This is a genomic window from Bartonella sp. CL63NXGY, from assembly GCF_042194905.1.
Lineage (GTDB): Bacteria > Pseudomonadota > Alphaproteobacteria > Rhizobiales > Rhizobiaceae > Bartonella.
On the sequence record NZ_JBHINK010000006.1, the window covers coordinates 85671 to 91670 of the forward strand.

5 protein-coding genes are annotated in these 6000 nt (G+C 39.8%); all 5 read left to right on the forward strand.

Translation table 11 applies throughout. The features are described from left to right. The first annotated feature begins 20 nt into the window (after positions 1-20). The 5 genes from ACFIK0_RS04885 (at position 21) to ACFIK0_RS04905 (ending at position 4633) form a co-directional block, all read left to right on the forward strand. Entirely contained in the window at positions 21-155 is a 135-nt protein-coding gene (locus ACFIK0_RS04885) for a hypothetical protein (protein ID WP_375637711.1), read from the forward strand. A 79-nt stretch (positions 156-234) separates the two neighbouring features. Further along, positions 235-1698, forward strand: coding sequence for a hypothetical protein (locus ACFIK0_RS04890; RefSeq protein ID WP_273791307.1), 1464 nt, complete (start codon positions 235-237; stop codon positions 1696-1698). 315 nt (positions 1699-2013) lie between these two features. Then, entirely contained in the window at positions 2014-2496 is a 483-nt protein-coding gene (locus ACFIK0_RS04895) for a hypothetical protein (RefSeq protein ID WP_273791308.1), read from the forward strand. Continuing rightward, positions 2493-3632 (forward strand): tail fiber domain-containing protein, encoded by a 1140-nt coding sequence (locus ACFIK0_RS04900; RefSeq protein ID WP_375663604.1) that lies wholly within the window; start codon positions 2493-2495, stop codon positions 3630-3632. The genes ACFIK0_RS04895 and ACFIK0_RS04900 overlap by 4 nt, the downstream gene beginning before the upstream one ends. After that, positions 3629-4633, forward strand: a complete 1005-nt coding sequence (locus ACFIK0_RS04905; RefSeq protein ID WP_375643519.1) for a phage tail protein — start codon at positions 3629-3631, stop codon at positions 4631-4633. The genes ACFIK0_RS04900 and ACFIK0_RS04905 overlap by 4 nt, the downstream gene beginning before the upstream one ends. Positions 4634-6000: the final 1367 nt, after the last annotated feature.

Genomic DNA, 6000 nt, shown 5'->3' on the forward strand with positions numbered 1-6000 from the left:
CATTGTGGGGGTTGATGTGATTGCGGGCAGTTGATTTTGGTTTGGCGCTGGTGGATGGCGTTGGGGTGGCCATTATTGATGGTATCGTTTTTTTTGGTGCGTTAAACAATCTAAGGTTGTTTATTTTGTTGAATTTTATGCCTTTAGAGTTTTAAGGGCTTTTGTGGTTTTTTATCAATAAGCCTTGGTGTTTTGAATGGCACTGGGCTCTTCAAAGATTTTATGGGGGTCTTGATGGCTTTTTTCCCAATCGCTGATTATCGACCCGATGTGGCGGATATCAATGGAATTTTTACCGATGAACTTGTTAATGTGCTCCCGGCGGATGGCTCCTATATCCCTATGCCAAGTTTTGAACCTTTATCAGAGCCTTGTCCGGAGCCAATCTTAGGCACTCTTGCGGTTAAAACAAAAAATGGGGTTTCTATTATTGTCGGGACAAGAGATAAAATCTACTTACTTGATAATACAACAATGAACTGGAAAGATATTAGCCAAAAAGGAAAATCTTATCTGGCTAATGTTGATGCTCCGTGGTCTTTTGCTTTGTTTGGTGATTTTATCATTGCTGTGAATGCCAATGATAAACCACAAGTGATTGATATTAATCATGATAAAACATTTAGAAATTTAGGAGGAAATCCACCACAGGCAGGGATTGTTCGAATCTGGGGAGATTTCGTTTGTTTGATGAAATTAACTGAGTATCCAAGACGGGTTCATTGGTCTGGATTAAATGATGCTGAATTTTGGACCGTGGGAAAAAAAAGTTGTGATTATCAAGATTTTCCTGATGGCGGATTCGTCCAAGGGGCAACGGAGACAACAAATCCAATTATCTTTATGCGTTCTGCAATCTATGCTGGTTCTTTTATTCCTGGCTCTAAGATTATTTTTAGTTTCCAAAAAATCCACGATAAACGAGGCGCAAAAAATGCTGAATCAATTGTTTGTAGAGGCGATTTAGCATTCTTTGCCGATGAGGGCGGGTTTTATCAAATAACAAATGAGGGACAGATTATACCCATTGGGTTCGAAAAAGTCGATCGAACGATGACCGCAAAATCAAGGAAGGATAATCTGTACACTCTGTCTGCTGCTATCGATGGGGTGTATAATCGTGTTTATTGGATGGTTGATTCTGATGAGAACCTTCATAAACGTATCTTGCTCATTTATGATTGGGGATTGCAAAAATGGACAAAAGCTCTCGTCGATATCAAAATGATATTGCCTATTTTCTTAGCAGGAACAACCCTAGAAGGTCTTGATTTTGTGACTAAGAATATTGACGATTTGTCCTTTTCTCTCGATAGTAAAGCTTGGAAAAATGAATCGCCTATTCTGGGGGCATTTGATCAACAGGGGAGACTGGGTTCGTTTTCTGGGGGTCCTATGGCTTGTGTCGTGACATCACAAGAAATGGGGCAGACAAATGGCATGATAACACGGGTGAAAAATATTATGCCTCAAGTCAATAGTGGAAAGTTTTATTTGTCTGTGGGAATGCGCTTTCGACAATCTCTTGAAGAGGAAACTGTTTGGTTGCCAGAAAAACAGCCCTCTTATAATACTGGACAAATTCACTGTCGTGCAAGGGCACGGTTTTATCGCTTTAAATTGCGTATTCCTGAAGGGGTGAATTGGACTCATGTCACTGGATTTGATGTGGAATTGACGCGGGCCGGCATGCGATAGGCATGCCCTTTTGTAATATCATGCGATAGGCTCAAACCTCTATTATTAAAGAACAAATGCCCCATAGACTTCCCAAGCCTTTATAAATAAAGGCACAATGCGATAAGCTGTGTCTTTATAATATGAAGAACAAGGTGGTGCGTTATGTTTCATGCTTTTCTGCGATAAAGGAAAATAGGCTGCACCATGGTTTATTTTTATAAAGAAAAAAGTTCCCTCTTTGTTGTGACAAAGGGATGATGGGGCTTTTTTCTTTTATTGTGCGGGGGGCATGGAATGCGTGAAATGCGTAGACGGAATGTTATTTGAGGGGAGATGAGTGACAAAGCTAAAAGAGCTAAAATTATGATACAAGAGAGTCAAGATTTATATTCTGCTCATCTGACAGAGCAGTGGCCATGGGAAAAAATAGCTCCCTATCAAGAGGCTCTCAATGCTGCATTGAAAAAATATGTTCAGCGCTTTCCGGATGATGTTTGTCTGGAAAAAATTGCTGAAGAAATCGCTACAGGACAAGCACAATTGTGGCTGGTCTTAAAAAATAAAATCCAATTTAGTGCTTTTGCAATTACCAAAGTTGAAATAACCCATACGGGAAAAAAATGCGTCGTTCTCTCTGATCTTGCTGGAGAGGGAGGGCTGAAATTGGTCAAATTGATTGATGAAGTCGAAAAATGGGCGCGAACAATTAATGCTGAAGAAATGCACATGTTTGGAAGAACTGGATGGGCGAAAAAGCTCGCTCATCACGGATATTCTCGTAATCTTATTCAATATAGAAAGGTTCTGAACCCATGAGTAGAAAAACCACACCTCAAGTGCAGACAACAACACAAACAAATGCTCCACCTGCTTGGGCGGCTGATATTCTTAAACAAGCCAGTGCTGATGCACTTGGACTTTATAATAAAGGAATTGGCGGAAACGTTTATCAGGGAGACAGAGTCGCTGGTCTTAGCAATATGACAAAAAATGCGCTGACCGGTTTACAACAAGCAGCAGGGCTCTATAACAATCCAACGGTAACGCAATGGTTGAATGCACCAACCAACAGCGCTACAAATCTTTCCGGTATGGCTAAGGGAAGCTGGATTGGAAGCAATAGTAAATTTAATACTGCATTGCAAAATGCTCTGAATAAAACGTCCGATGCAATTAATCAATCGATGTCGGGAGCAGGACGTTATGGCTCTGGGGCTCATACTGGTGTGCTGGCCGATGAGTTAGGCGCCTTGGCAACAAATGCTGCAGCACAGCAATATAATCAAGATATTAACAATATGATGAATGCAAACCAGATGATTGATCGCTCTCAGAATGATCAAGTTAATGCGGCAAATAGCTATTATCAAGGACAGAGTAACGTGCAAAGCAATGCTTTGAAAGGGGGCATGATTCAAGATATAAACCGCCAAAATGTCTTAGATGCTGAACGCCAAAAATGGTCAGAAAAAGATAATCAAGATTGGAACCGATTGCAAAGCTTGTTACAGGTAGGGACACAGGCTGCTGGAAATTACGGAACGACTTCAGGAAAATCCACGACAATGCCTTCTGTGACAAAAGATCCATTGCGTGATGCGCAGCAAGTGCTTGGATTGGTCGGAGGAATTTTAGGGCTTTGTGATGTGAGAGCAAAAGAAAATATTATCCCTGTGGGGCAGAAAAAGGGATATCCACTTTATACCTTTAATTATAAGGGAAATCCACAACGTTATCAGGGCGTTATAGCGCAAGACGTGTTGCGTGTGAACCCTGAAGCTGTTTATGTCAATGCGAAAACAAAATTATTGCATGTTGATTATGACAAAATAGGCCTGAAAATGGAAAAAATGAAAATGGAGAAAATGCCGGCATCTAAAAATAAAATTGCGGCTTTCTTTTCTTCATTTTTTGCTCGTTTTCTCTTTTTGAATAAAGAGTATCTTCTATGAGTTCGATTTATGATTGGTCAATTGTTGCATCAGAAAATGCTTATGTCGACGAGAATATAAACTGGGCAGAAGGGCAACCGCCAAGCACAGTCAATGATAGTGCTCGCGCTATGATGCAACGCATCAAAGAATATTTGTTGGATAATGGGGGCGTGATTGAAACACAGTTTACTGTCGATGTGAAGAACGAGAGGACATCACTTCGTTTGGCAACAAAGTCTTTTTTTGAGACTTATATGGATGGCATTGTTGTGCGCTTTAAAGCACAAGGCGTCAACAGAGGAATAACAAATATTTCTTTAAATCAATTGCCGCCAAGACCAACTTATATGGCAACGCCAGAGGGTATTATGCCTTTAAAGGGCGGGGAAATTCAAAAAGGGGGGCTTTATGAAGTCGTCTATACGCGTGATATTGCCGGAAAAAATGCTGATGGCTGGTTTTTAACCAATCCTACTATAAAACTTCCTGAAATTCCGCCCTTTCCTCCTTTACCGGAAACGTTTTCTTCTGGATTTATCGGGACTTTTGCTACAGAAAAAATACCCTCTGGATGGTTACTGTGTGATGGTAAAGAATATTCGCGAAGGAACTATGCTAATCTCTTTGCTGTTCTGGGAGAAACATGGGGAAAAGGAGACGGGAGAACAACATTCAATGTTCCCGATTTGCGTGGAATGTTTTTACGGGGGCTCGATAGTGGAAAAGAAATTGATAAAGGACGTCGCTTGGGAAGCCGACAAGAAGAGTCTTTTCAATCCCATACCCATGAGGGAAAAACAGATTCAACAGGTAACCACCAGCATAGTTATCCAATGTTTGACAAGCTAGTTTGGGATATGAATCACGGTGAATATTATAAAAATCTGGCTCAAGTCTACAATAAAGATCGGTTAACGAAGGCTGCGGGAGAGCATGAACATAAGGTCTTGTTGCAAAAAACAGGGGGTGATGAAACACGCCCCGTCAATATGGCGGTGGTTTATGCTGTCAAAGCCTGAGAATGAAAGCTGTGTGAGAGAAAGATAAAAATGCTAAAATGTTTGTTATGAAAAAAAGTCTTATTGAATATAAAGTCTTATAGAATATATTGTGCAGAAAGTTTTGAGGCGCTTTAGAAAAAACTTAACTCTCTTTATTATTTTATTTTTTGTGCTGCCTTTGTTGGATGTCTAAAGGTCAGTTTGCCTATTGTTCTTTAGAGGATCAAGACAGTGATTATTGAAGGTAGAGGGAGAACAAAAAAACCTTCTTTATTCATGGCGCTTTTTACTGAGGAATAAAGATTTTATCCCAAATGCCTCTCTCTTGTGGTGTCGTGATCCATTATTTCAAGTGCTGGGTTTAAAGCGCTGCTGTGCGATGACAAAAAACCCATGGGTAAAATTTATCCTATTATACCGTAAAACACCGTCATTAAAACACTATTATTGAAGGTGGTTATATCAGTAAGATAGCTTAAAGTATTTAATACATTAGCAATTGTTTAGAGAAGGATTTGCTTGGTTAAGTATTATGCAAGTGAATCATATAAGTGAGCAGCAGACGGAATCCTTTCAGAAGAGTTGGATTGTTTACAAACCGATGTGGGCTAAAATCTTCGTCCTTTTAGGTGGTGGAAAGAGGTCAACGGATATGTTTATTTAAAGCGAGAAAAGGCAAAATGGAGCGCTTTCTTTTTTGGCAAAGCGTGTAGGAAAAAAGGGCTCTTTGCTTTCAAAATGGTCGCACTGTTTTCAAAATGGGTGCACTGTTGGCAAGAGCAGCAGGTTGGCGATGCGTTGTAGTACATGGTGAGGCATTGAACTCTCTTAGATGGCATTTTGTGCTTATCAGGCAACTTCTTGAAACAGAATGAGAGTGATACGAGAAAATCTATAAGACAATAGTTTATCCCATTGTGTTGTAAAATAATATTGTTTGAGATGCGGTTAAAATTTTATGCATGGGATGCCTTTCGTCTGTGCGTATTCTTAAAACAGCTTTTTTTGTAGAATAACTCTGGACAGGGGATACATTACAAGGATGCATTTGCAGGGGGAAGCCAAGTCAAATCTGTTAGATAAGAAGCCAGATTGTTTACAAACCATTGTTTATTGATTGCCATTATTTAAAGACCGGTGTGGGCTTTGTCCTTTTGGGGAAAGCTGACACAGCGTGCAAGGTGACATGCATTTCTCTTTGGTTTCAGGTGATAAAATCAACATTTTAGGTGGAAAACAGAATATAATCTAAAAAAATACCTTGTAAAAATTTTTGATGAGGAAATTTTTTTCAAAAGCTTTTCATATGGTTTTCTGAGGTTTTCTGAGGTTTTCTGAGGTTTTCTGAGGTTTTCTGAGGTTTTCTGAGGTTTTCTGAGGTTTTC

Excerpts from the sequence above, each read along its gene's own strand:
- ACFIK0_RS04890 (WP_273791307.1), top strand. The coding sequence starts at position 235 with ATGGCTTTTTTCCCAATCGCTGATTATCGACCCGATGTGGCGGATATC.
- ACFIK0_RS04895 (WP_273791308.1), top strand. The coding sequence starts at position 2,014 with ATGAGTGACAAAGCTAAAAGAGCTAAAATTATGATACAAGAGAGTCAA.
- ACFIK0_RS04900 (WP_375663604.1), top strand. The coding sequence starts at position 2,493 with ATGAGTAGAAAAACCACACCTCAAGTGCAGACAACAACACAAACAAAT.
- ACFIK0_RS04905 (WP_375643519.1), top strand. The coding sequence starts at position 3,629 with ATGAGTTCGATTTATGATTGGTCAATTGTTGCATCAGAAAATGCTTAT.